Origin of the sequence: Belnapia moabensis DSM 16746 (genome assembly GCF_000745835.1) — a bacterium.
Lineage (GTDB): Bacteria > Pseudomonadota > Alphaproteobacteria > Acetobacterales > Acetobacteraceae > Belnapia > Belnapia moabensis.
Genome location: NZ_JQKB01000002.1, coordinates 1 through 23,310 on the forward strand (window position 1 = coordinate 1; position 23,310 = coordinate 23,310).

At 72.0% G+C, this 23,310-nt stretch carries 21 protein-coding genes; 10 read left to right on the top strand and 11 right to left on the bottom strand.

Annotated elements, in window-relative coordinates; translation table 11 throughout:
- Positions 1-444 (top strand): hypothetical protein (locus EP26_RS01060; RefSeq protein WP_211259344.1); only part of this gene is annotated, 444 nt, incomplete at its 5' end.
- 123 nt (positions 445-567) lie between these two features.
- Here EP26_RS01060 and EP26_RS01065 read toward each other — a convergent pair.
- The 5 genes from EP26_RS01065 to EP26_RS01085 all read right to left on the bottom strand — a co-directional run bounded on the left by EP26_RS01065 (position 568) and on the right by EP26_RS01085 (position 6,041).
- A complete protein-coding gene (locus tag EP26_RS01065) occupies positions 568-1,548 on the bottom strand; it encodes a TRAP transporter substrate-binding protein (RefSeq protein ID WP_043334790.1) in 981 nt (326 codons plus the stop codon).
- A gap of 75 nt (positions 1,549-1,623) precedes the next feature.
- On the bottom strand, positions 1,624-2,685 hold the full coding sequence (locus EP26_RS01070) for an SPL family radical SAM protein (RefSeq protein WP_043334791.1): 1,062 nt from the start codon (positions 2,683-2,685) through the stop codon (positions 1,624-1,626).
- Positions 2,675-3,730, bottom strand: a complete 1,056-nt coding sequence (locus tag EP26_RS01075; RefSeq protein ID WP_043334792.1) for a spore photoproduct lyase family protein — start codon at positions 3,728-3,730, stop codon at positions 2,675-2,677. Before EP26_RS01075 ends, EP26_RS01070 begins: the two co-directional genes overlap by 11 nt.
- Positions 3,731-3,762: 32 nt before the next feature.
- Entirely contained in the window at positions 3,763-5,121 is a 1,359-nt protein-coding gene (locus EP26_RS01080) for a formimidoylglutamate deiminase (protein ID WP_043334793.1), read from the bottom strand.
- A gap of 17 nt (positions 5,122-5,138) precedes the next feature.
- Entirely contained in the window at positions 5,139-6,041 is a 903-nt protein-coding gene (locus tag EP26_RS01085; RefSeq protein ID WP_043335084.1) for a lipid kinase, read from the bottom strand.
- A 181-nt stretch (positions 6,042-6,222) separates the two neighbouring features.
- Between EP26_RS01085 and EP26_RS01090 the strand changes: the two genes are divergently transcribed.
- The gene (locus EP26_RS01090) at positions 6,223-6,921 is read left to right on the top strand and encodes a phosphatase PAP2 family protein (protein ID WP_052388654.1); all 699 of its coding nucleotides are present in this window, start codon (positions 6,223-6,225) and stop codon (positions 6,919-6,921) included.
- Between the two features lie 4 nt (positions 6,922-6,925).
- Here the strand turns inward: EP26_RS01090 and EP26_RS01095 are convergent, their stop codons facing one another.
- Complete coding sequence (locus EP26_RS01095) at positions 6,926-8,674, bottom strand: glycosyltransferase family 39 protein (RefSeq protein WP_043334795.1); 1,749 nt, start codon at positions 8,672-8,674, stop codon at positions 6,926-6,928.
- 148 nt (positions 8,675-8,822) lie between these two features.
- Here EP26_RS01095 and hutU point away from each other — a divergent pair, with 148 nt between their 5' ends.
- From hutU to EP26_RS01120, 5 genes are read left to right on the top strand one after another with little or no spacing between them, the layout of a single operon-like run.
- Positions 8,823-10,499 carry a urocanate hydratase gene (gene hutU / locus EP26_RS01100; RefSeq protein ID WP_043335088.1) on the top strand — a complete coding sequence of 559 codons (1,677 nt, stop codon included), beginning with the start codon at positions 8,823-8,825 and terminating at the stop codon, positions 10,497-10,499.
- Positions 10,500-10,517: 18 nt separating this feature from the next.
- Positions 10,518-12,017 carry a histidine ammonia-lyase gene (hutH, locus tag EP26_RS01105; RefSeq protein ID WP_043334797.1) on the top strand — a complete coding sequence of 500 codons (1,500 nt, stop codon included), beginning with the start codon at positions 10,518-10,520 and terminating at the stop codon, positions 12,015-12,017.
- Entirely contained in the window at positions 12,017-13,201 is a 1,185-nt protein-coding gene (gene hutI / locus EP26_RS01110; RefSeq protein WP_043334800.1) for an imidazolonepropionase, read from the top strand. The genes hutH and hutI overlap by 1 nt, the downstream gene beginning before the upstream one ends.
- Positions 13,201-13,617 carry a PaaI family thioesterase gene (locus EP26_RS01115; RefSeq protein ID WP_043334804.1) on the top strand — a complete coding sequence of 139 codons (417 nt, stop codon included), beginning with the start codon at positions 13,201-13,203 and terminating at the stop codon, positions 13,615-13,617. The genes hutI and EP26_RS01115 overlap by 1 nt, the downstream gene beginning before the upstream one ends.
- Positions 13,587-14,351, top strand: a complete 765-nt coding sequence (locus EP26_RS01120) for a hypothetical protein (RefSeq protein WP_052388655.1) — start codon at positions 13,587-13,589, stop codon at positions 14,349-14,351. The genes EP26_RS01115 and EP26_RS01120 overlap by 31 nt, the downstream gene beginning before the upstream one ends.
- Here EP26_RS01120 and EP26_RS01125 read toward each other — a convergent pair.
- A complete protein-coding gene (locus EP26_RS01125) occupies positions 14,348-15,874 on the bottom strand; it encodes a flavin monoamine oxidase family protein (protein ID WP_043334805.1) in 1,527 nt (508 codons plus the stop codon). The genes EP26_RS01120 and EP26_RS01125 overlap by 4 nt on opposite strands.
- Complete coding sequence (locus EP26_RS01130) at positions 15,871-16,956, bottom strand: isocitrate/isopropylmalate dehydrogenase family protein (protein WP_043334807.1); 1,086 nt, start codon at positions 16,954-16,956, stop codon at positions 15,871-15,873. Before EP26_RS01130 ends, EP26_RS01125 begins: the two co-directional genes overlap by 4 nt.
- A gap of 62 nt (positions 16,957-17,018) precedes the next feature.
- On the opposite strand from EP26_RS01130, the gene EP26_RS01135 reads away from it, so the two are divergent.
- Complete coding sequence (locus tag EP26_RS01135; protein WP_043334811.1) at positions 17,019-17,996, top strand: Bug family tripartite tricarboxylate transporter substrate binding protein; 978 nt, start codon at positions 17,019-17,021, stop codon at positions 17,994-17,996.
- Positions 17,997-18,038: 42 nt separating this feature from the next.
- Here the strand turns inward: EP26_RS01135 and EP26_RS01140 are convergent, their stop codons facing one another.
- Positions 18,039-18,383 (bottom strand): hypothetical protein, encoded by a 345-nt coding sequence (locus EP26_RS01140; RefSeq protein WP_043334815.1) that lies wholly within the window; start codon positions 18,381-18,383, stop codon positions 18,039-18,041.
- A 179-nt stretch (positions 18,384-18,562) separates the two neighbouring features.
- Between EP26_RS01140 and EP26_RS01145 the strand changes: the two genes are divergently transcribed.
- Positions 18,563-19,021 carry a MarR family winged helix-turn-helix transcriptional regulator gene (locus EP26_RS01145; RefSeq protein ID WP_043334817.1) on the top strand — a complete coding sequence of 153 codons (459 nt, stop codon included), beginning with the start codon at positions 18,563-18,565 and terminating at the stop codon, positions 19,019-19,021.
- Here EP26_RS01145 and EP26_RS01150 read toward each other — a convergent pair whose 3' ends face one another.
- Both EP26_RS01150 and EP26_RS01155 read right to left on the bottom strand, forming a co-directional pair.
- Positions 19,022-19,891: a DUF697 domain-containing protein gene (locus tag EP26_RS01150; protein ID WP_043334819.1), complete on the bottom strand. Its 870-nt coding sequence runs from the start codon at positions 19,889-19,891 to the stop codon at positions 19,022-19,024. It abuts the gene before it with no gap.
- The gene (locus EP26_RS01155; RefSeq protein WP_052388656.1) at positions 19,888-21,297 is read right to left on the bottom strand and encodes a YcjX family protein; all 1,410 of its coding nucleotides are present in this window, start codon (positions 21,295-21,297) and stop codon (positions 19,888-19,890) included. Before EP26_RS01155 ends, EP26_RS01150 begins: the two co-directional genes overlap by 4 nt.
- Before the next feature lie 176 nt (positions 21,298-21,473).
- On the opposite strand from EP26_RS01155, the gene EP26_RS01160 reads away from it, so the two are divergent.
- Positions 21,474-23,252 (top strand): response regulator, encoded by a 1,779-nt coding sequence (locus tag EP26_RS01160; RefSeq protein WP_052388657.1) that lies wholly within the window; start codon positions 21,474-21,476, stop codon positions 23,250-23,252.
- Positions 23,253-23,310: the final 58 nt, after the last annotated feature.

The window sequence follows — 23,310 nt, forward strand, 5'->3', positions numbered from 1 at the left end:
GATGGGCATGGCGAAGCTCCCCTGTTCGCCACGTTGAATCAGAGCGCCGTCCTCCTGGGAATCCCCAGCAAGTCACGCTCTCCGAGACTTGGTATGAAGCAGGACAAGACGGTGCCGAAGGAGATGAACCGTCCGCCGGTCGCAGGCGGAGGCGCACAACAGCCAGCACCGCCACCCGGCCCACCGGACACGAAGGGGAGCCTCATCCTGACAAAAGGCGTCCTGACGACCGTCCAAACCGAACCGGCAGGCTTCAAGGCATTGCAGAGCGCGACGCTGCAACTGCCAGCGGAGAATGTGACACTTCTCGTCTACGATCTCGAGGAGGAGTTCCCGGATGGGACGAAGCGAATCTCCGGACCCTTTCTCCGATATGTCCGGGCACCGAGCGCCATCGCGACCGGAGCCGACCTGATGCTGGCGCAGCACAGCAAGCTGCGCTGACAGGCAAATCAATGCCGGAGTATCGCCTCGAGCAGACCCCGGTCGGGTGGAATCACCTGATCGGAGTAGCCTGCACGGTCAGCGGCAGGCAGATCCGGCGGTTTCGTCCATGACGCCAAACTTCTACTGCCGCAGCAGGGCGCGGTAACGCTCCAGCATCGCCCGCCCATCGGGGCCGGCCTTGACCAGCCATTCCTCCTCCTGCTTCGCGCCGATGGCGCGGAGGCCGGACATGAGCGCCTCGCTCGGCGTCGGGGTCTGCATGCCATGGGCCTGGAGGCGGGCGGTCATCTCCCGCTCGGAAGCCTGGGAGGCTTCCAGGCCACGAGCCGCGGCGCGCTCGGCGGCGGCGGTGATGGCGGCCTGGGTCGCGGCATCGAGCGAGCGCAGCGCGCGGGTATTCGCCACGACCACGTTCCGGGTCAGGGTGAAGCCGATGTTGTAGAAGTACTTCGAGTAATCCCAGGCGGCGCTGTCGACGCCGGTCTGGGCGCTCGTCACCATGGCGTTGACGATGCCGGTGGCGAAGGCCTGCGGGATGTCGGCCGCCTGCACCAGCACCGGCGTCGCGCCGAGCAGCTCCGCCATGCGGGCGATGATCGGCGTCTGGGCGCGGAAGCGGCTGCCGCGCAGGTCCTCGACGCTGCGCAGCTCGGTGCGGCTGTAGAGGGCCTGGCTCGGCCAGGGAACCATGTAGAGGGCGGTGAGGCCCTGGCGCTCGAGCCTGGCGCGGATGGCGGGCTCGACCGCCTGGCCGAGGGCGCGGCCTTCCGTCCAATTGCTGGCGAGGAAGGGGATGAAGTCGACCTCGTAGATCGGGTCCTCGTTGCCATAGGCGCCGAGGAGGAATTCGCCGAGCTGGATCTGGCCCGTCTGCACGCCGCGCTTGATCTGGGTCAGCGGCATCAGCGAGGCGTTGCTGTGGAGCTGGACGGCGAGCTTGCCGGGCGCCGCTGCCTCGATATCGGCGAGGAAGGCGCGGACGGTCTGAGTGTGGAAATTGGCGTCCGGATAGGCGGTGGCCATGACCCAGCGGGTCTGCGCCAATGCGGGGGCCGACATGGCGATGAGCGCGGCGAGGGCCGCGGTGACGAGGCGGTGCATGCCGCTCCTTCCTGAGTGCAGGTGTGCCGTGGAGCGGGCGTTCTTCCCGGCTGCGTTATGGCAGGGGGTGGCCGCTCAGGTCCAGTAGAGGCGGCGGGCCTGGGGCAGGTGGCCGGCGAGGCTGGCCTCCAGCCCACGGCGGAGCGACGCCATCTGCTCGCGGGGGAAGACGTATTTGATGCCGCCGAATTTGGTGGTCTTCCGGCTGCGCTGGGCGTCCTCCATCTCGAGGCGACTGCCGGGATACCAGTCGCGCAGGATCTTGCGCGAGGACTCGGTGAAGCGGTGGGTTATGAGCTCGACGGTGAGGTCGGGGTCGGGGATGCCGTCCAGGGCCTCGGCGCAGTCCGCCAGGAGCCGGTCGTATTGCGCTTCCCAGCCGGCGATGGGCAGGATCGGCGCGATGGTGAGGCCGATGCGGTAGCCGGCCCCGGCCATCCGGCGCAGCGCGGCGAGGCGGGCCGGCATACGGGGTGCGCCGCCTTCGAAGCGCTCGGCGCCGGCGGCATTCAGCGAGAAGCGGATGCGCGTGCGGCGGTTGTGCTGCAGGCCGAGCAGCGGCTCCACCGCGTCGTACTTCGTGGTGAAGCGGAGCTGCACCGGCGCCTCCCATTCGCCGAAGCGGCGGATGGTGGTGGCAAGCGCCCCGGTGATGTGCTCGAGCGCCAGCGGGTCGGTGTAGCAGGAGCATTCGAAGGTGGTGCCCTCCCCTGCCCTCGCCGCGTCGGTCGAGGTGACGCGGCCCTGGCCGAGGAGGGGCGGCAGTTCCGCCAGGATCTCGGGCAGGTTGGCATAGGCGCGGATGATAGGCGGGCCGGCCAGCGATCCCGCCAGGTAGCAATACTGGCAATGCGCCGGGCAGCCGGCGGCGAGGTCGAAGCGGAAATCGGCGCTGGGCGGTATGGGCTGGGGGCGGCGCTTGCTCGGCGGGGCGACGACCAGGGCGAGGGTCGTCTTGGCGTCGCGGTAGGTGTCGGGCAGGCCGGTCAGGCGGTCGGACTTCAGCCGGACCAGCTCGGCGCCGAGGGCCGCCGCGCGCTCGGCCATGGCGGCGCCTTCCGGCCAGGCGAGGGCGGCGGGCGTCGCCAGCACGCGCTTCGGCACCCAGAGGCGCGGCGGGGCGGCATCAAAAGGCATAGCGCACCCGGCAGTAGGGCATGTGCTGCGCGAGCAGGGCCTGGAAACGGGCGAGCCAGCGGCCCTTCCAGCCGGTGCGGTAGCGAAGGTTCACCCCGCCGGCCTCGGAACGCTTCTCCTCCTGGATGTCGGGGCGCCAGAGCATCTCCTCGGCCTTGGGGTGCCAGGCGAGGTTGACGTCGTGCAGCGCCTCGTTGTGGGTGAGCATGATAATCTCGGCCGCCAGTTGCTGCTTCACCGCAGCGGGCAGCAGGGCATCGAGTTCCGCGAAGAGCGCGGTCCATTCCGCCTCCCATCCCTCGTGCAGCACAACCGGGGAGAAGTTGAGGTGCACCTCGTAGCCGGCACGATGCAGTTCCGGCACGAAAGCCATGCGCTCGGCGATCGGCGGGGCGCGCACGTCAAGCAGCTTCGCCATGCCGTGCGGCATCAGCGACATGCGGATGCGGGTGCGGCCCTGCGGGTCGTAGTCGAGCAGCGCGGGGTTGACGCCCTTGGTGGCGAAGCTGCCCTTGGCGTTGGGCAGAGTGCGGAAGAGGGCGACGAGGTCGCGGACATTGTCTGAGATCAGCGCATCGACCGAGAGGTCGCCGTTCTCGCCGAGGTCGTAGACCCAGTCGCGCGGGTCCACTTGGTTCGGCTCCGGCTTCGGCCCCTGCTTCTCTGCATGGCGGGCGGTGGCGGCCATGATCTGCTCGATATTGGCGAAGACAGTGATCGGGTTGGCGTGGCCCTTGCGGCGGGCGACGTAGCAATAGGCGCAGGCCATTGCGCAGCCATTGGAGCTGGAGGGGGCGATGAAGTCGGCGCTGCGGCCGTTCGGGCGGAAGGGGAGGCCTTTCTTCACGCCGAGGACCAACACCTCGCGCTTGGGGCGGAGGTAGTCCTCCGGGTCGGCCTCGCGCAGTTCCGGGATGCGCCAGTGGGAGGCGACCTCGATGCGCTCTGCCTCGGGGAAGCGGGCAAGGACCTCACGGCCGCGCGGCAGGGCAGCGGCCGCGGCTTCGAGGTAGATGCGGCGGATGTCGAGGAGCGGGGCGGCCATCCTCCATCAGATGGGGGCGCGGACCCGGAACGTCAGGCCAGGAGGCGGCGCATCACCTGGGCATAGGCGGCGGCGATGGAAGCGGCGGCGATATGACGGCCTGCTTCCACTACCGGACGGCCGCCGGCGATGACGGTGCGGATGGGGTTCGCCGCGCCCGAGAAGACCCAGGCGTCCAGCAGGCCATCGGCCGAATGCCCGACGAGTGACGGATGGTCCGCATCGAGTTCTACCAGGTCGCAGCGGCGGCCGGGGGCGATGGCGCCGATGGGCCGGCCGCAGGCGATGGCGCCGCCGGAGAGCGCACCCTCCAGCAGGAAGCGGCCGGGATGGGGGAGTGCTTCGCTCGCCGCGACGGCGCGGGATTGGAGCAGCAGGCGCTGGCCGGTCTCCAGCAGGCGCAGCTCGTCGCGGGCGGCGGTGCCGACATGGCTGTCCGTGCCGATGCCGAACCGGCCGCCGGCGGCGAGCCAGCCGGGCAGCGGGAAGAAGCCGTCGCCGAGCGAGGCCTCGGTGGTCGGGCAGAGGCCGGCGACGGCGCCGGTCGCGGCCAGCGCCGCCGTCTCGGCGGGGTTCATGTGGGTGGCGTGGATCAGGCACCAGCGCCCATCGACCGGCGCGTTGTCGAGCAGCCATTGCACCGGGCGGGCGCCGGTGGCGAGCAGGCATTCCGCCACCTCGCGCTGCTGCTCGGCGATGTGGATATGCAGCGGCCCCGGCTCAGCCGCCACCGCTGCCAGCATCTCCGGCGTCACCGCGCGCAGGCTGTGCGGGGCGAGGCCGACCGTCGCTTGCGGGTCGCCCGTGACTGCGGAGCGGCAGGCTTCGGCGATGCGCAGATAGGGGTCGAGGTCGTTGAGGAAGCGGCGCTGTCCCGGCGCGGGCGGGCGGCCGAAGATGCCGCCATGGCGGTAGAGCACCGGCAGCAGGGTCAGGCCGATGCCGGTGCGGCGGGCGGCGGCGAGGTTGCGGAGTGCCATCTCGTCGGGATCGGCATAGGGCGTGCCGTCCGGCTGGTGGTGCAGGTAGTGGAATTCGGCGAGGCTGGTGAAGCCGCCCTCCAGCAGCTCCACCTGGAGCTGCGCGGCGATCGCCTCCGCCTCTTCCGGGCCGAGGCGCTCGCCGAAACGGTACATTACCTCGCGCCAGGACCAGAAGCTGTCCTGCCCTTCCGGGCTGCGCCGCTCCGTCGCACCCGCCATGGCGCGCTGGAAGCTGTGGGAATGGAGGTTCGGCAGGCCGGGGATTAGCGCGCCGTGCAAACGCCGCGCCGCGCCGGGCGCCACGCCAGGGGTGACGGCGGTGATGCTGCCGGCGGCATCGGCGGCGATGAGCACATCCGCAGCCCATCCGTCGGGCAGCAGGGCGGCGGGGGCGTGGAAGTCGGGCATCGGCGCATCATGGCCGCTCAGCCGGGCGGCGCGAAGACCCGCAGCGCCGCCCGGTGCAGGCGGAAGACGGCCGGGGTGTGGGTTGTCAACTCGCCATCGGTGTTGACCGGGCGGGGCTTGCGCGTCCGCACCTCCAGCGCCGTGGTGCGGAAGGCGCGCACATCCTGCCAGCGGCCCTGGGTGCCGCTGCGCAGCCAGGGGATCAGCGCCACCAGCCGCCACCAATGCGCGACCTCGAGGCTGTAGACGTCGAAGAGGCCGTCATCCGGCCTGGCATCCTCGGCGACGGTCATCCCGCCGCCGTAGTGCCGGCCGTTGCCGACAGAGACCTGGATGGTCTTGATCCGCTTCGTCACCCCGTCATGGATCAGCGTCGCGGTGAAGGGCCGGGCGCGGCGCAGCAGGCGGAAGGCGGCGATGCCGTAGCCGAGCTTGCCGAAGCGCCGCTTCGCATCCGCCTTCAGCTCGCCCGCCAGCTCGGCACTGAAGCCGATGCTGGCGACGTTGAAGTAGCGGTGGCCGTTGACCTCGCCGAGATCGACCGGCCGCGGCTGCTCCCTGGCGATGACCTGCGCCGCCTCCTCCAGCTCGAGCGGGATGCCGAGGCTGCGCGCCAGGTCGTTCGCCGTGCCGAGGGGGAGGATGCCGAAGGGCAGCCCCGCCTGCAGCAGGCCCGGGATGGCACCGTTCAGCGTGCCGTCGCCGCCGCCGATGACGATGCGGTCGATCCCCCCCTCCCCGGTCCCGAAGCGGGCGAGGCCTGCGGTGACGGAGTCGGCGCAGGACATGCCGGAGGGTGTCTCGAAGCGGGCGACGCCGAGGCCCGCCATCTCCAGCGCGTCATGGGCCGCCTCCGCCGCCTCGGCGCCGCGGCGGGCCTGGCGGTTCACGATCAGCAGGGCACGGCCTCGGTCATGCATCGTCGGAATGTCCCGGTATCGACCTGTTGCGGCGATGCAACCGGCGAAGCGGCCGGAGGTTGCCTGCGGATCGATACCCTGAAGCATGGTCCGCGGTCACCGGATCGCGGACCATGCTTCAGGATTTTGTTTCGTCGCATGATCCACGTCTTCGGCGATGATGCTTTAGGAGCGATACCGCATGCCGGACCCCGCCGAGCCCCGCCCCCTCCCCCTGCGGACCAGGCACCTGGCTCCGCTGCTGGCGCTCGCGGTCTGCGCCGGCGGGCTGTTCGGCTTCCTTGAGGTGATGGAGGTGCTGGAGGGCGACGGCCGCCATATCGACGAGGCGGTGCTGCTGGCGTTGCGCAACCCGGCCGACCCGGCGGACCCGCTCGGCCCGCCCTGGCTCGAGTTGACGATGCGCGACCTGACCGCGCTCGGCGGCATCCCGGTCCTCGGCCTGCTGTCGCTGCTGGCGCTGGGGTGGCTGGTGCTGCGGCGGCGCTGGCGCTCCGTCACGCTGCTGCTGCTCGCCCTGCCGGGCGGGCTGCTGGTGAACATGCTGCTGAAGCGCGGCTTCGACCGGCCGCGGCCGAGCCTCGTCGCGCATCTGGTCGAGGTGGAGACGAGCAGCTTCCCGAGCGGCCATGCGATGCTCTCGGCGATTGGCTTCCTCACCCTCGGCGCGCTGCTGGCCGGGGGGGCGGAGCGGCGGCGGGAGCGGGGCTACATCCTCGCTGCCGCCGTCGTGCTGACGCTGGCGGTCGGCGGCAGCCGGGTCTATCTCGGCGTTCACTGGCCGAGCGACGTGCTGGCCGGCTGGTTCCTCGGCGCCGCCTGGGCGACGGGGTGCTGGCTGCTGCTGGACCTCGCCCGGCGGGTCTTTCCCAACCGATGAGGCGCTATTCCCGCGCCTCCGGCCGCAGCGGCCGGGCGCGGGCGGTCTGCGCGGCGGGGTTGTCGGCGCGGATGACGAGCGCGTGCACGGCGCAGGCCGGAGCCGGGCCATTGGCGATGGCGCCCCGGTCCTCGACCAGCCCGGCCGCCTCCAGCCGCTCGCGGTAGGCGGGGATGGAGCGGTCGGCGACATGGCGGCCGCCCACCGGCGTCTTCCCCGCGTCCTGCTCGCCGCGCCAGAAGATCTCCGGCAGGAGGATGAGGTCGAGCTGGGCGCTCTCGGCCATGAGCTTGTCCCAGTCGATGCTGGTCTCGCTGTCGTTCACCAGCTCGATCACATGGGCGCGCATGTCGCGGCGGAGGAAGCCGTTGTTCACCGTGTTCGGATTGACCGACGTGGTGAGGCCGAAGACGCCGATGCGCAGCCGGTCGCCCTCGGGGCGCTGCGGCAGCAGGTTCGTCAGCCCGGCGAGGTCGCAGGCGTTATTGTCGCGCCAGCTTGCCTTCATCAATGGCCGCAGGGGCCGGCCTGGCAGCGGCCCGGCGACGGCGATCGCCCAGGCGAGGCCGAGCTGCACCAGCCCGGCCGCCGCCACCAGCACCGCCGCGCCGCGGGCGATGCGGCCATATTGCGGGTCGCGCAGCGCCCGGCCCATCGCCAGCCCGACCGGGAAGGCGGCCAGGATCAGGCTGATGCCGACATAGCGGTCGGTCTGGTTGGCGGAGAAGCTGTAGGCGAAGATTGCGGGCAGCGCGGCCACCACGGCGAGCGCGGCGAAGCTCCGCCGCCCCGGGCCGAGCCGCCGCCAGCAGAGCAGGAACAGCACCGCGCCGGCCGCCAGCAGCGCCAGGCCGCTGAAGCCCACTATGTCCCAGATCAGGCCATTGGCGACGCGCACGGGCTGGGACAGGCCGAGATCCTCGGGCTGGACGAAATAGGCGTAGCCCGCCGCCGTCTGCTTGGCATAGCCGACATAGCGGCCGCCATTCAGCAGGTAGAAGGGCCAGGCGGCGAGCGCGAGCCCGACCGCCGGCAGAAGTAGGCGCAGCCGCAGCGCCGGCGCGTCGCGGTCCTGCCACCAGCGCCAGAGCGCGATGCCGACCCAGGTGAGGCCGATGGTCGGAAGGAAGGTCAGCTTGGCCAGCGCGCCGAGGCCGAGCACCGGCCCGAGCAGGCCGAGCCGCCAGATGGAGGCGCGCGGCGCCACCGCCTCGTGCAGGAGCAGGGCGAGGGCGCAGGCGGCGGCGAAATGCAGCGGCAGCTCCGTCATGAAGCTCTGCGCGCCGATCATGTTGAGCGGCGCCAGCAGGTAGACCAGCACGCCCGCCGCCGCGCCGGCGGCGCCCGCGACGCGGCGCAGGCCGAGCCAGATAACGCCCGCCGTCAGCGCCGTCATCACCGAGGCGAAGAGCCGCAGCGCGGTCTGCGGATCGGCGGGGAAGAGCGCCGCGACCGGCAGGCCGAGCAGCCGGAGGCCCGGCGGCAGCCAGCGGTCCTGCAGCAGCAGGTCGTCGCGCAACGCGGCCAGGTCGCCGCTGCGCAGCACCATCGCATCGCCCATGGAGAGGTTGAGGTGCATCACCTCGTCCCAGGTGCTGAGCATCGGATTGCGCTGAATCCAGAGCCAGGCGAGGCCGATCAGCGTCGCCAGCGCCAGCACCGCGACCAGTCCGAGCAGTCGCCCGGGCCAGCGTGGCGCATCGAGCCCTGGCACGGCGGTGGCTTTGGCGTCCGGGACGTGGGTATCCGGCAAGGCGTTGATCCTGGCTGTGTGGCGCTGTCTGCTGCGCCGCAACAACCGCCATCGGTCCCGCCATGCAACGCACATCTGCGCCAGCCATGGTGCCAGCGGCCCCGCCGTGCCGGCTGACGCGGGGAACCGGACGGTTTATCATCCCCCGATGACCGATCAGGCGAATTCCCGTCTCCGCAATTCTCCGGCGATCCGCGCGCCGCGCGGGCTCGAACGCTCCGCCCTGCACTGGACGACGGAAGCGCCGCTGCGGATGCTGATGAACAACCTCGATTCCGAGGTCGCGGAGCGGCCGGGCGAGCTCGTCGTCTATGGCGGCATCGGCCGCGCGGCGCGCGACTGGGCGAGCTACGAGCGCATCGTCGAGGTGCTGCGCCGCCTGCGCGAAGACCAGACGCTGCTGGTGCAGTCGGGCAAGCCGGTCGGTGTGTTCGAGACCCATGCGGATGCGCCGCGCGTACTGATCGCCAACAGCAACCTAGTGCCGCGCTGGGCGAACTGGGAGCATTTCTCCGAGCTCGATCGCAAGGGTCTCATGATGTACGGCCAGATGACGGCCGGCTCCTGGATCTATATCGGCAGCCAGGGGATCGTGCAGGGCACCTACGAGACCTTCGCCGAGGCGGGGCGGCAGCATTTCGGCGGCGACCTCGCGGGCCGCTGGATCCTGACCGGTGGGCTCGGCGGCATGGGCGGGGCGCAGCCGCTGGCGGGCGTCTTCGCCGGGGCTTGCGTTCTGGCGGTCGAGTGCCAGCCTTCCTCGATCGAGAAGCGGCTGGAGACGAAGTACCTCGACCACAGGGCAGATGATCTCGACACCGCGCTGGCGATGATCCGCGCCGCCTGCGCCGAGCGGCGTGCGATCAGCGTCGGGCTGCTGGGCAATGCCGCGGAGGTCTTCCCGGAGCTGGTGCGGCGCGGCGTGGTGCCGGACATCGTCACCGACCAGACCTCGGCGCATGACCCGGCGAATGGCTACCTGCCGGCGGGCTGGACGCTGGCGGAATGGGCGGCGAAGCGGGAGAGCGACCCGGCCGCCGTCGCCGCCGCCGCCCGGCGCAGCATGGTGGCGCATGTCCAGGCGATGCTCGACTTCCAGCGGATGGGCGCCAAGGTGCTCGACTACGGCAACAACATCCGGCAGATGGCGAAGGAGGAAGGGCTGGCGAATGCCTTTGGCTTCCCCGGCTTCGTGCCGGCCTATATCCGGCCCTTGTTCTGCCGTGGCATCGGGCCCTTCCGCTGGGCGGCGCTCTCGGGCGACCCGGAGGACATCTGCAGGACGGATGCGAAGGTGCGGGAGCTGATCCCGGACGATCCGCATCTGCATCGCTGGCTCGACATGGCGCGCGCGCGGATCAGCTTCCAGGGGCTGCCGGCGCGGATCTGCTGGGTCGGGCTCGGCCAGCGGGACCGGCTCGGCCTCGCCTTCAACGAGATGGTGGCGCGGGGCGAGGTCGGGCCGGTCGTCATCGGACGCGATCATCTCGACAGCGGCAGCGTTGCCTCGCCGAACCGGGAGACGGAGGCGATGCGGGACGGGTCGGATGCCGTCTCCGACTGGCCGCTGCTGAATGCGCTGCTCAACACCGCCTCCGGCGCCACCTGGGTCTCGCTGCATCATGGCGGGGGCGTCGGGATGGGCTTCAGCCAGCATGCGGGAATGGTCATCGTCTGCGACGGCACGGCCGATGCGGCGCGGCGGCTGAAGCGCGTGTTGTGGAACGATCCCGCGACGGGGGTGATGCGCCACGCCGATGCGGGCTACGAGATCGCCATCGACTGCGCGCGGGAGCATGGGCTCGACCTGCCGAGCCTCAGCTGACGCGCGGGAGGGGGAGCGATGACGGTCATTCCGGGCGAGGCTGTGCTCAGCCAGTGGCGGGCGGTGATGCAGGGCGAGACTCTGGCGCTCGCTCCCGGCTGGCAGGCGGTGGCGCAGGCGAGCGTCGCAGCGCTGGAGGCACGGCTGGCGACGGGTGAGGCGCTCTATGGCGTCAATACCGGGTTCGGCAAGCTGGCGGGGACGCGGATCGATGCGGCGCGGCTGGCACAGTTGCAGGTCAACCTGCTCCGCAGCCATGCCGCCGGGACGGGCCCGCTGCTGCCGGCGCCGGTGGTGCGGCTGGTGCTGGCGCTGAAGGCGGCCTCGCTGGCGCGCGGCGCCTCCGCCATCCGCGCCGAGGTGATCGAGGCCCTGCTGGCGCTGCTCGCGGCCGATGTGTTGCCAGCTATCCCCGCGCGCGGCTCGGTCGGCGCCTCGGGCGACCTGGCGCCGCTCGCGCACATGGCCTTGGTGTTGATCGGCGAGGGCGAGGCCTTCCAGGGCGAGCGGGTGCTGCGCGGGGCGGAGGCGTTGGCGGCGGCGGGGCTTGCGCCGCTCACCCTCGGCCCGAAGGAAGGCTTGGCGCTGCTCAACGGTACGCAGGTGAGCACGGCGCTGGCGCTGGCCGGGCTCTTCGCGGCGGAAGACCTGCTGCGGACGGCGCTCGTCGCCGGGGCGATGTCGGTCGATGCGGCGCGCGGCAGCGACACGCCCTTCGATGCGCGCATCCATGCGCTGCGCGGCCAACCGGGGCAGATCCGCGTGGCGGCGGCGCTGCGCGGGCTGCTCGCAGGCAGCCAGATCCGCGAGAGCCACCGGATCGGCGATCCGCGCGTACAGGATCCCTATTCGCTGCGCTGCCAGCCGCAGGTGGCGGGCGCCTGCCTCGACCTGCTCGGCCAGGCCGCCCAGGTGCTGGAGCGGGAGGCGAATGCCGTCACCGACAATCCGCTCGTTGTCGATGGTGACGTTCTGTCGGGCGGCAATTTCCATGCGGAGCCGGTGGCCTTCGCGGCCGATACCATGGCGCTGGCGCTCGCCGAGCTGGGCGCGATCAGCGAGCGGCGCATCGCCTTGCTGACGGACCCGGTGCTGTCGGGCCTGCCGGCTTTCCTGGTCCGCGATGGCGGAGTGAATTCCGGCTTCATGATCGCGCAGGTGACGGCCGCGGCGCTCACCGCCGAGAACCGCGCGCTGGCCATGCCGCGCAGCGTGGACAGCATCCCGACCAGCGCCAACCAGGAGGATCATGTCAGCATGGCGACCGGCGCCGCGCTGCGCCTGCACGACATGGCGGACAACCTGGCAGGCATCCTCTCCATCGAATTGCTGGCGGCGGCCCAGGGCGTCGAATTCCATCGCCCGCTGCAGAGCGCCGCGCCAATCGAGGCAGCGCATGGGCTGGTGCGGGGTGTCGCAGCGGCGTGGGACGAGGATCGCGCCATGGCGCCCGACATCGCCGCGGTGAAGGCGCTGGTGGAGCGGGGCCGCTTCGCCGCCCTGGTGGACGTCTCCTAGTGTTCGACCGCATCTGGCTGAATGCGCATCTGGCGACGATGCAGGGCGACGGCCTCGGCATCGTCGAGGATGGCGCCATTGCCGCGAAGGATGGCCGAATCGCCTGGGTCGGGCCACGGGCGGCGGTGCCGGGGCGCGGGATCGAGACGACGGATTGCGGCGGCGCCTGGATCCTGCCCGGGCTGATCGACTGCCACACGCATCTCGTCTTCGGCGGCGACCGCGCGGACGAGTTCGAGCGGCGGCTTGCCGGCGAGGATTACCAGGCGATCCTGAAGGCGGGTGGCGGCATCCTCTCGACCGTGCGCGCGACGCGGGCGGCGGATGAGGAGGGGTTGCTTGCCGCCGCCCTGCCGCGCGCCGAGGCGCTGATGGCCGAGGGCGTCACCACCATCGAGATCAAGTCCGGCTATGGGCTGGAGCAGGAGGCGGAGCTGCGCCAGCTCCGCGCCGCCCGCCGCCTGGCCGAGGCGCTGCCCGTTGCGGTGCGGACGACGCTGCTCGCCGCGCATGCGGTGCCGCCGGAGTATGCCGGCCGCCGCGCCGATTATGCGCGCCTCGTCGCCGCGGCGATGGTGCCCGCGGCGCAGGGCCTCGCCGATGCGGTCGATATCTTCCACGATCCGCTCGCCTTCGACAGCGAGGATGCGAGGCTGGTGATCGGCGCCGCCCGGCGTGCCGGGCTGCCGGTGAAGCTGCATGGCGACCAGCATGGCGACATGGGCAGCGCGGCGCTCGGCGCGGAATGCGGCGCGCTCTCGGTCGATCACCTGGAGCATGCGAATACGGAAGGCCTCGCTGCCATGGGGCGGGCGGGGACGGTTGCCGTGCTGCTGCCGGGGGCGACGCTCTTCCTCCGTGAGACGCGCATCCCCGATATCGGCGCGATGCGGGCGGCGGGGGTACGGATGGCGGTCAGCACGGATATGAATCCGGGCTCCTCCCCTGCCCTGTCCCTGCTGCTGATGCTGAACCTCGCTTGCACACTCTATCGCCTCACCGTCACCGAGGCGTTGCGCGGCGCGACGGTCGAGGCGGCGGCGGCGCTCGGGTTGGATGACCGAGGGCGGCTGGTGCCTGGGCTGCGCTGCGACCTCGCGCTCTATCGCATCGCCCGGCCGGCGGAGCTCTGCTACTGGATGGGCCGCAATCCCTGCATCGGCCGTGTGCTGGAAGGACGCTGATGGATCTCGCCACCATGCTCGCCGTGATTCGCCGCGGCGTGCCGCTCGCCGAGGACTGGGGCGTCGAATTGCTCGAGGCCGAGGACGGCCGTGCCGTGCTGCGGCTGCCTGCCTCGACGCGGCTGCTGCGGCCGGGCGACACGCTCTCCGGCCCGGCGCTGATGGGGCTTGCCGATGTGGCGATGTGGGCGGCGCTGCTCTCGGTGAATGATGGGCGTGACAACAGCGTCACCTCCACCATGACGGTGAATTTCCTCCGCCCTGCCGGCAGCGGCCCGGTGCTGGCCGAGGCGCGGCTCGTCAAGCGCGGCAGGCGCATGGTCTTCGGCGAGATCATGATCCATGCGGAGGACAGCGAGGAGGTTGCCGTGCATGTGACGACGACATGGGCGGTGATCGCGCCGGCCGCCCGATGAAGCGGCTTGCCCTCGCCCTCGCCGCGCTGCTGCTGGCCTCGCCCGCCGGCGCCGCGGGCTTCGACGAATTCCAAGTCTATGACGGGCGCATCGCCGAACCGGGCGTGCCCGACATCAACATCCACTTCAATGCCGGTCGCCGCGGCAGGCTTGGCGACGGAGCGCCCCGCAACGGGCTGCTGGCGACGGCGGAGCTCGGCTTCGCCACCGCCCCCTGGCATGAGGTGGCGCTGCTGCTGCCGGTCGCGCGCGAATTCTCCGGCGACACCTATGGCGGCGGATTCAAGCTGCGCAACAGCTTCATCAGCCCTGGCGCCGACACCCGGCCCTTCGCCTATGGCATGGATATCGAGATCGGCCACCAGTCGGTCCGCTTCGCCGAATCCAATCTGGCCTTGACCCTGCGGCCCATCATCGACATGCGCAGCGGGCCCTGGCAGCTGATCCTCAACCCGTCCGTGGTGTTCCCGCTCGGCCAGGGCGGGCCGGTCTTCGTGCCCTCGGTGCGCGGCGTACGGCAGGTGGCGCCGATCGTCTGGCTTGGGCTGGAGCACTACATGGATTTCGGCCGCATCAGCCGCGGCGAGGGGCTGCCGCAGCAGGCGCACCAGCTTTTCTTCACGACGGACATCAAGATCAGCAACCGCTTCGCCGTACATCTGGGCATCGGCCATGGGCTGACCCATGCGAGCGATCGCTGGCTCGGCAAGATGATCCTGAGCGTGGATTTCTAGGCCATCCCCTTCAGCGCGGCCCAGGCGGAGAGCACCGCGCCCTCCTGCCAGCCGGTGAACCAGGAGAGGTACTCGCCGGCGAAGTGGTAGGGGCCTTCGGGGCTCCGCAGCAGCGGGTAGAGGCCGCGGCGCTGCTCCGCGGTCCATTCCGCCCAGGCGCCGCGGGCGCGCGGCATGCGGCGCCAGGCGATGGAAACCGGCGCCGCGACTTCGCGGGAGAGGCCGGGATGCAGCGCCTCGCCATCGGCGGCGATGACGGCGGCGCGCTCGGCCGGGCTGCGGGCGCCGAAGCGCTCGCCGGTCTCGTCCTCCCAGATATAGGCGCCGATCAGGATGCCCTTGGCGGCGTGGAAGCCGTGCGAGGGATACCAGAGCTGCGTGGCCTCGCGCGGCAGCCAGGAGATGCCGCCATAGATGGCGTGGTCCTCCTCCCAGAAGCGGCGGTCGCATTGGAAGGCAAGCTTGGCGGCGGCGGCGCAATGCAGCGCGGCGAGGCCGATCTTGCGTTCAGACGAAAGGTCGGTGTCGAGCCGCGCCAGGACCGGGGCCGGCAGGGCGAGGAGGATGCGGGGCGCCTCATCCTGCCGCACCGTGCCATCCGCGCCGCGCCAGGTGATGCGGGCGCCGGCCTCGGTGCGGCGGAGCGAGAGCACCTCGGCCTCCGTCACCAACGAATCCCCAAGTGCCGTGGCGAAGGCGGCGGCGATGCGGTCCATTCCGCCGACGGGCTGCAGCATGGTCGCCGCGTAATCGACGCCCTCGGCGAAGGCGGCGCCCTCCCACAGCGCCGGCTCCAGCAGCAGGCGCGGGTCGAGCGGTGCCATCGCGCGCGGCGGGGCGAGGCCGGCGCCGGGCGGCTCCGCCCAGCCGGCGCGGGAGGTGCCATGGTAGCGCATGTCCCGGCCGAGAGCGCCGAAGCGGCGCAGCATGGCGCGCAGCGCATCGAGATCGGCCTCCCCAAGCGGTGCCTCGGCGGTGCCGCGCTCCAGACCCTTGGCGGCGAGTTCGGCGACGAGGCCGCGCAGGTCGGCCTGCACGCGCCGCATCGGCACGGGGCCGGTTGAGGCTTCGAGCCGCGCGGCGCGGTTCTCGTCGACCAGAACCTCCAGCGGCACGCCGAGGGCGCGGCAATAGCCGAGGATGCCGTGATGGTGGTGCGGGATGCGGGCCGGGCCGGGATTGGCGTAGAGATGCGGCGCGGCATCCCACGCGACGCGCTGGGCGGGAGAGCCTTCCTCCTCCACCACGTCGCCGGCGCGGAGCGTCATGCAACGGCCGCCGGCGCGCGGTGCGGCTTCCAGCACGCGGGCCGACCAGCCGGCCCGCTTCATCTCCAGCGCCGCGACCAGTCCGGCGATGCCGGCGCCGACGACCAGTGCCCGGCGTCCATCCCGTGGCAAGGCGGGCGGCGCGGCCGAGGACGGCATCGCCGGCAGCCCGCCGAGCGCGGCGAGCACCGCGACCGCCGCCCGCGCTCCGCCCGCTGCCGCCGCGCCCTCCAGCAGCGCGCGGCGGGAGATCATCCGCCGATCTGCTCCGCGACGGCCCGCATCACCGCCGCGGTGCCGTCGCCGCCGCCGATATCGGCGGTGCGCAGCCCGGCGGCGAAGGCGGCATCCACCGCCGCCTCCAGTTCCGCCCCCGCCTCGGCGAAGCCCTGGCCGGCGCCGCGGCTGGCGAGCCAGTCGAGCATCATCGCCGCCGAGAGCAGCATCGCCGTCGGGTTGGCGATGCCCTGCCCGGCGATGTCGGGAGCAGTGCCATGCGCCGGCTGGAAGACCGCATGCTCGTCGCCGATATCGGCCGAGGGCGAGAAGCCCATGCCGCCCACCAGCCCGGCGGCAAGGTCCGAGAGGATGTCGCCGAACATGTTCTCGGTTGGCAGCACGTCGAAGGCCCAGGGCTTCCGCACCAGGTCGAGCGCCATGGCATCGACATAGTGGTGGCCGCTCTCGACGCCGGGGAATTCCACGGCGACACCGTCGAAGACCGCGCGCATGAAGGCGAAGGCGCGGAAGACATTCGCCTTGTCGACCAGCGTGACGCGCCCCTTCCGGCCGAGCCGTGCCGCGCGCCGCTCGGCGAGGCGGAAGCTGAAGCGGGAGAGCTTTTCCGTCGTCGCGCGGGTGATGCGGAGCGTCTCCTCCGCCCGGTCCTCCGTCACCAGCCCGGCGCCGCGCGAGTGAAACAGCCCTTCCGTGCTCTCGCGCACCAGAACGAAGTCAATGCCCTGGGCGCGCGGGTCGGCCAGCGCCACCGGTACGCCGGGGATGGCGCGGACCGGCCGCACCCCGGCATAGAGGCCGAGGCGGAAGCGGAGGTCGAGTTGCGGCGCGATCTCCGTGCCGTCCGCCTGGCGGATGCCAGGCCAGCCCATGGCGCCGAGCAGAATCGCATCGGCCGCCTCGGCGGCGCGGAAGCTGCTCTCGGGGAAGGCCTCGCCGGTCGCCTGGTAATGGAAGGCGCCGGCCGGCAGCGTCTCGGTCGAGAGGCCGATGCCGTGGCGGCGCGCGAGCGGCTCCAGCACCGCGAGCGCCGCGTCCGTCACCTCCGTGCCGATGCCGTCGCCCGGCAGCACCGCGATCCGTACCGAATTGGCGGCCATGCGCTTTCCCTCTCCCGTGATTTGGCGCCATCCTGCGGCAAAGAGTCCGGGAGGGACAGTTCATGACGCATCTCACGCGCCGCAGCCTGCTCGGGGCAGCCGCCATGGTGCCGGGCCTCGCCCGTGCGCAGCAGCCGGCTTGGCCGGAGAAGCCGGTGCGCATCATCGTGCCCTTCCCGCCCGGGCAGGCGGCCGACATCTTCACCCGGCTCTATGCGGATGAGCTGTCGCGGCGCTGGCCGCAGAGGGTCGTCGTCGAGAATCGCGGTGGTGGCGCCGGAGCACCGGCGCTGGAGGCGGGGGCACGGGCGGCGCCGGATGGCTATACGCTGACGGCGGGGACGTCGGGGACGCTCGGCGTCAATCCCTCCGTGCTGCCGCGCATTCCCTATGACGCGGAACGGGACTTCGCTTTCGTCGGCAATGTGGTGGTGCTGCCGCTGCTGATCGTGGCGCACCCGTCGCTCGGCATGCGTTCGGTGGCGGAGGTCGTCGCGGCGGCCAAGGCGGCGCCCGGGGCGATCGACCTGGCGACGGCGGGGCCGGCGACGAGCCAGCACATGTCGGCGGAGCTCTTCGTTCACCGCACCGGCATCCGGATGAACATGGTGCATTATCGCGGCAGCGGGCCGGCCATGGCCGACCTGCTCTCGGGCAACGTGAAGCTGATGTTCGACAGCGTCGCCTCGGCCCTGCCGCATATCCAGGCGGGGAAGGTCATCCCCATCGCCGTCACCACGCCGGAGCGGGCGCCGCAGCTGCCGGAGGTGCCGACCATCTCGGAGACGGTGGCGCCGGGCTATGGCGCCTATGGCTGGACCGGGCTCTGCGCCCCGGCGGGGACGCCGGCGGAGGTCGTGCAGAAGGTAAATGCCGATCTCAACGCCATCCTGCGCCAGCCGGCGATGCAGGCGCGCTTCATCGAGCTGGGCGGCACGGCGGCGCCGGGCACGCCGGAAGAATTCGGGGCGTTCGTGCGGCGGGAGATCGCGCAATGGCGCGAGGTGGCCCGCATCGCCAATGTCAGGCTGGAGGGGTGAGGTCCCGCAGCGCCCGAAGGCGCCGCGGGAGCTAGGCCGGCGTCAGCCGCCAATGCGGTCGGTGGTGCGCTCGGCGAGGGTCGGGCTGCCGGCCTGGACCGGGGCATAGACCAGGGCCTGCTCACGGCCGCCGCCAACGAGCCGGGCGACATAGCCGGTCACGGGCTGGCCCGCCGTCGGGCCGGAATAGGCGACGCTGCGGTTGCTGGCCTCGCCGGTGATGCGGGCATAGCCGCCGCCGACGACGTTCTGGCTGGGCTCGGCATACTCGACCCGCGGGCCGCCATCGGCGCCGCCGCCGATCAGCCGGGGGCCATTGTCCTGGGCCAGCGCGGCACCGGCCGTGCCAAAGAGCACCACAGAGGCGATCAGTGCGTTGCGGAACATGGTTAAGTCTCCTTCAGGCACCGACAACCGGCGCCGTGTTGGGAGGCTATGTAGCGGGCGATTAGGTCGCACACGATAGACATATCCGCATATCGGCCATGCGGGTCTTTCATGTGCGATTAAATCGCGCGATATTCATTTGGTGAGGTAAGGGTCACCCTTCAGATGGGGATGCAGCCATGAGCGAATCGACACCGACCGGCCCGAGCCTGGATCTGAACGAGTTCCTCTGCTTCGCGCTGCACTCGACGGCGCAAGCGATCGGGCGCGCCAACAAGCCGATGCTGGAGAAGATCGGCCTTACCTATCCGCAGTACCTAGTCATGATCGTGCTGTGGAAGGAGGACAACCGCACCGTCAGCGCCATCGGCGACAAGCTCTTCCTCGAATCGAGCACGCTGACGCCGATGCTGAAGCGGCTGGAGGCTCTCGGCTACATCCGGCGCGAGCGCGACACGGCGGATGAGCGGCAGGTGCGCATCCGCCTCACCGATCAGGGCCGCGCCTTGCACGACAAGGCCTGCGAGCTCCATCCGGATTGGGTGGAACATGTCTTCGGCGGCGACATGAAGGCCGTCCATGACCTGAAGCAGCGCGTCATCGCCCTGCGGGACAAGCTGCTCTCGGTCGAGGGGTAGTCAGCGCGCCGGCGGGACGATCCGGCAGGCCTCCGCCGCGACGCGGGCGAGGCGCAGCATCCGCCGCGCCGCTACCGCCCCGGCCGCCGCCTCGCCGGCGAATTGCTCCAGCAGCTTGTTGGAGAGCAGCGCCCGCGCCGCCGCATCCACCGCCACATCCGTCGCAGCGACGGTCGCGGCGTCGAACAGCGTTCGCCGCAGCAGGGCGAACGTCCCCGCGAGGCCCGGCCGCAGCCCGTGCAGCGCCGCCACCTGCCGCACCAGCCGCACCCCGCGCCAGGCGAAGACCAACGCATCCAGCCCCGGCGAGGGGCTGACCGCGGTGATCGAGAAGGCCTGCACCGCCGCCACCCGGCCGAGCCCCGCGGCCTCGGCATCGAGCAGCCGCAGCGGCCCGCCTTCGAGCAGCGCGCGCAACTCCTCCGTGCTGCCGGCCTGGCGCAGGGCGGGTTGCAGGCTGGCCGCCTCGGCGACGCTGCCGGCCCAGCGCAGCGCCTCGGCCCGCGCCGTCTCCAGGTCCTGCCGGGCGAAGGCGGCCCGTGCCCGGTCCACGGCCCGCAGCGCGGCGAGGCTCCGCAGCTCGCGCCAGGCGCCGCCGGCCAGCAGACCGAAGCCGACCCCCACCACGCCGAGCGTCGCCCAGCCCTGCACCGGACCGCGGCCGAACTGATCGACGACGAAATTCGCCGCATCCAGCGCCGCGAGGCCAAGGCCGAGCACCGCCGCCCCCGCCGCTGCGCGGCCGAGGCCGGACCAACGGGACCGCGGGACCGGCGCCGCCACCGGCACCACCGCCTGCTCCCATTGGAAATCGAGCCGCGGCGCCGGCTCCTCCAGGATCACCCGCGGGCCCTTCGGCGCATCGCTCACAGCAGATCTCCGATCAGCGCCGCCAGCAGCGCATCCAGCCCGAGATGCGGAACGCCCGAGCCGCCCGCCGCGTCCAGCCGCGGCGGCTGGAATTCGGGCATCTCGAAGAAGCCATGCTCCCAGAAGCCCGGCTCCGGCGGCCGCAGCGGAATCTCGCCGGGATAGACCTTGGCGCTCCGTCCGTTCGCCAGCAGCAGGCCGCGCACGGCGGCGACGGGGCGGCCGTCCAGCACCGCCACGTCATCCTCGGTGCAGCGGAGCGAGGCGAGGGCGTGGACGCTGGTCGGCACGCCCGCCTCGCCCGCCCTGCCCTGCGGCCCGGCGACCAGATGGCCGAGCAGCGCCGCCAGCGCATCGCGCTGCCGGGCCGGGACGTGGTCGGCCTTGGTGGCGGCGAAGGCGATGCGGGCGATGCCGGCGCCGGTCAGCCAGTCGAGCCAGCCGCCGCCATACCGCAGCGCGCCGGCGATGGCCGCCAGCGCCTCCGCCGTATCCTCGAAGGCGGCCTGCCCGGCGTGCAGCGCGCCGAGGACATCGACCAGTACCGCCTGCCGGTCGAAGCGGCGGAAGAAGGGCTCGAAGAACTCCGCGCGCTGCGCCGCGACATAGGCTGCGTGGCGCTCGGCCAGCAGCGCCGCAAGGCCGCCGCCGCGTGGATGCGGCAGGGGGAAGAACCAGAGCAGCGGCGTTTCCCCGCGCGGACCCGGGTTGAGCACCCGCCCCGGCTGGAGGAAGCGGAAGCCGAGCCGGTCGCGGCAGTCCCGCAGGGCGTCGCGATAGAGAGCGTGGCCGCGTCGGGCCAGGGTCTCGTCCGCCGCGGCCCCGGCCGGCAGCGCCTCGGCCCAGGCGAGGAACGCCCGGGCTGCCTCGGAGGCCTCCGCCCGGCGCAGCCGCCGCAGCGCCTCGGCCGACCATGCGGCATAGGCCTGGTCGAGCATCGGCAGGTCGAGCAGCCATTCGCCCGGATAGTCGAGCAGCTCCAGCGTCACCGTCCGGTGCCCGATCAGCCCGCCCACCATGCTGCCGAGGCTGCTGCCGCGTTCGAGCTCCAGGGTCAGTTGCAGCGTGGAGAGATCCTCCGTCCGCCCCGGCCAGGCCGGTGGATCGGCCGCCAGCGCCGCCAGATGCGCCTCCACGTCGAAGCGCGGCAGGGCCTCGCTCGCCGAGGGCACCAGCCGCACCCCGCGCAGCCGCCCCCCCGCCGACTGCTCCAGCAGCGGCAACGTCCGCCGCCCCCGCCCGGCGGCCAGCAGGTTGGCGACGAGGGCGGTGAGGAAGACCGTTTTCCCCGCCCGGGTCAGGCCGGTGACCGCGAGCCGGATGCGGGGCTGGCCGATCAGGTTGCGGAAGCCACGCTCGGGCATCTCCGCCAGATCGCGGAGGAGGCCGAAAGGATCAGCGGGCATCGGCAGAGCGGGTCCCCCTTGTCTCGGCCCGGGGTGTAGGGGCCGGCCGGGGCAGCGGCAAGGCGGGGCTCCGATCACGGATTTGGGCGTGGCCTCGCATTGGCGCCGGTGCAAGCTTAAAATGGTAGCGAAACAGGAGGTGGCGGGATGCGGCCCAGGGTCGGCGGCGGGCGCTGATGGCCATGATGCCGGAGCTCGAATGCGAGCGTGTCAGAGCGGTCTTCGCCCAGGCGCCGGTGGCGCTGGCGGCGACGCTGGTGAATGCCAGCCTGGCCGCCGGCCTCATCATCCTCGAGCGCGGCGACTGGCGGGCCCTGTCCTGGTTGCTGGCGACGCTCGGCATCATCGTCCTTCGCTTCGTGACCTGGCGACGCTACCGCGCCTCGGCCAGCCAGGATGCCGTCGACTGGCGATGGGCCTTGCTGGGCGGCAGCTTGGCTTCCGGCCTGGCCTGGGGCGGCGGCGCCGCCTGGCTGATGCCGGAGACCGAGACCTACCGGCTGTTCTGGATCTTCCTGGTCGGCGGCATGTGCGCCGGGGCGGCCGCGCTGCACTACCCGCATCGGCCGACGGTGCTCGCCTTCATCCTGCCGGCCGGGCTGCCGCTGGTGCTGCGGAGCATGATCGAGGGCAGCAGCCAGGGAGTGGTGGAGGCCCTGCTGCTCCTTGCCTTCATCGCGGTGCTGGCGGTGTCGGCCCGCGGCTTCGGCCTGCAATTCGATGCGATGATCCGCTTGCGGATAGACCTTGCCGTGCTCAGGACCCGGCTCGCCGCCGAAATCGCCGAGCACCGCGCCACCGAGGCCAATCTCTTCCACGCCCAGAAGATGGAGGCGGTCGGCCACCTCACCGGCGGCATCGCGCATGACTTCAACAACCTGCTGATGGCCGTGCTCGGCAGCCTGAAGCTGCTCCGCAAGCGCCTGCCGGTGGAGGATGCCAAGGCCCGGCAACTGATCGACAACGCGCTGGCCGGGGCGGAGCGCGGCGCCGGGCTGACCCGCCGCCTGCTCGCCTTCGGCCGCCGGACGCCGAGCCAGCCCGAGCGGGTGGAGCTGCCCCGGCTGGTCCGCGGCATGGCCGACCTGCTGCACAACTCGCTGAGCGCCGCCATCCAGCTCCAGCTTCGCCTGCCGGCGGAGCTGCCGCCCGTGCGGGTGGATCCCAACCAGCTCGAGCTCGCCCTGCTCAACCTCGTGGTCAATGCGCGGGATGCGATGCCGGGCGGCGGCACCATCACCATCACCGGCCGGGTGGCGGAGCCGGAGGCGGATACCCTGCCGCCCGGGGCCTATGTCGTGCTCTCCGTCGCCGATACCGGCGAGGGGATGGACGATGCGACCCTCGCCCGCGCCGCCGAGCCCTTCTTCACCACCAAGCCGGCCGGCAAGGGGACGGGGCTCGGCCTGCCGATGGTGCAGGGGCTGGCACTCGGCTCGGGCGGGCAGTTCCTGCTGCGCAGCGTCCCCGGCATCGGCACCGAGGCGGAGCTCTGGCTGCCCCGGGCACCGGCCGAGGCCGCGGCGGAGGCACCGCCCAGCCCTGCCCCCGCCGCACCGCCCAGCCCCACCGTCCGGCGCACCGTGCTGCTGGTCGATGACGATCCGCTGGTGCTCGCCAGCACCCGCGCCATGCTGGAGGATCTCGGCCATGCCGTGCTGGAGGCGAGTTCGGGCCCGGAGGCGCTGGAGCTGCTGCGTGCCGGCCGCGCCGCCGACCTGGTCATCACCGATTATGCGATGCCGGGGATGACCGGCGTGCAGCTCGCCGCCACCATCCGCCAGCACTGGCCCGGCCTGCCGGTGCTGCTGGCGACCGGCTATGCGGAAGTGCCGGGCGAGGGCGAGGGCGCCCTGCCCCGCCTGGAGAAGCCCTTCGATGCCGAGGCGCTCGCCAGGGCGACGAGCAACCCCCGGCTGGATCAGAGCGAACCCCGCTCAGGCGGCATCACCTGAGCGGGGTAATTCGCTCGCTGAACCACCAAGCTGGAATGGGGTCCGTGAGCCGGTGCGA

Coding starts and splice junctions, on each gene's coding strand:
- EP26_RS01075 (WP_043334792.1), bottom strand. CDS start 3,730: ATGGCCGCCCCGCTCCTCGACATCCGCCGCATCTACCTCGAAGCCGCG.
- EP26_RS01120 (WP_052388655.1), top strand. CDS start 13,587: ATGGGCGGTGATCGCGCCGGCCGCCCGATGAAGCGGCTTGCCCTCGCC.
- hutH (WP_043334797.1), top strand. CDS start 10,518: ATGACGGTCATTCCGGGCGAGGCTGTGCTCAGCCAGTGGCGGGCGGTG.
- EP26_RS01070 (WP_043334791.1), bottom strand. CDS start 2,685: ATGCCTTTTGATGCCGCCCCGCCGCGCCTCTGGGTGCCGAAGCGCGTG.
- EP26_RS01065 (WP_043334790.1), bottom strand. CDS start 1,548: ATGCACCGCCTCGTCACCGCGGCCCTCGCCGCGCTCATCGCCATGTCG.
- EP26_RS01130 (WP_043334807.1), bottom strand. CDS start 16,956: ATGGCCGCCAATTCGGTACGGATCGCGGTGCTGCCGGGCGACGGCATC.
- EP26_RS01115 (WP_043334804.1), top strand. CDS start 13,201: ATGGATCTCGCCACCATGCTCGCCGTGATTCGCCGCGGCGTGCCGCTC.
- EP26_RS01125 (WP_043334805.1), bottom strand. CDS start 15,874: ATGATCTCCCGCCGCGCGCTGCTGGAGGGCGCGGCGGCAGCGGGCGGA.
- EP26_RS01155 (WP_052388656.1), bottom strand. CDS start 21,297: ATGCCCGCTGATCCTTTCGGCCTCCTCCGCGATCTGGCGGAGATGCCC.
- EP26_RS01090 (WP_052388654.1), top strand. CDS start 6,223: ATGCCGGACCCCGCCGAGCCCCGCCCCCTCCCCCTGCGGACCAGGCAC.
- EP26_RS01080 (WP_043334793.1), bottom strand. CDS start 5,121: ATGCCCGACTTCCACGCCCCCGCCGCCCTGCTGCCCGACGGATGGGCT.
- EP26_RS01160 (WP_052388657.1), top strand. CDS start 21,474: ATGGCCATGATGCCGGAGCTCGAATGCGAGCGTGTCAGAGCGGTCTTC.
- EP26_RS01085 (WP_043335084.1), bottom strand. CDS start 6,041: ATGCATGACCGAGGCCGTGCCCTGCTGATCGTGAACCGCCAGGCCCGC.
- EP26_RS01135 (WP_043334811.1), top strand. CDS start 17,019: ATGACGCATCTCACGCGCCGCAGCCTGCTCGGGGCAGCCGCCATGGTG.
- hutU (WP_043335088.1), top strand. CDS start 8,823: ATGACCGATCAGGCGAATTCCCGTCTCCGCAATTCTCCGGCGATCCGC.
- EP26_RS01145 (WP_043334817.1), top strand. CDS start 18,563: ATGAGCGAATCGACACCGACCGGCCCGAGCCTGGATCTGAACGAGTTC.
- EP26_RS01140 (WP_043334815.1), bottom strand. CDS start 18,383: ATGTTCCGCAACGCACTGATCGCCTCTGTGGTGCTCTTTGGCACGGCC.